General features: G+C 63.7%; 1 protein-coding gene. It reads right to left on the reverse strand.

The window, feature by feature from the left end; translation table 11 throughout:
- A partial coding sequence (mspA, locus tag AC30CM_RS26995) for a porin MspA (protein WP_490119974.1) occupies nt 1-515 on the reverse strand: 515 nt, incomplete at both ends.

Below are 515 nucleotides of genomic sequence, written 5' to 3' on the forward strand. Positions count from 1 at the left end.
GTGCTGGAGATCAGGCGAGCGAACGGACGCAGCAACACGCCACCGGCCGCACCGGTCACCGTGCCATGAGCGTTGGACACCGCCACCGCACCATCGGGACCCTTGACGTCCACCGAGAACGTCGCCACTTCCTGGATGCCCGGGCCGTTGCCCAGATCCGCACTGATCGACACACCCGGGAACAGGTTCGGGGTGATCACGGAGTTCAGACCGAAGGGAGGACCGGTGATGTCACCGTCGTCGATCAGGATGTTCGGCGTGGTGTAGGAGAAGTTGATCCCCACGCCCAGCGACCAGGGGAAGCCGATCTGGTAACCCAGCTCCAACGTGCCCTCGAACTCGTCGGCTCCCGGGCCCACGACGCTGTACTTGGCCTTGCCCGAATGGAACCACTCACGGGTCAAACGGTTGCGGTCCAAGGGAAACACGCCGTTGAGGAACGTATCCCACTGCTGAATGGTGAGCGTGCGGTCCTTGCCGTCAACGAGGCTCAACTCGTTGTCCAGGCCCGCGTG

The organism is Mycobacterium sp. DHQP2018-32-09 (genome assembly GCF_058148405.1).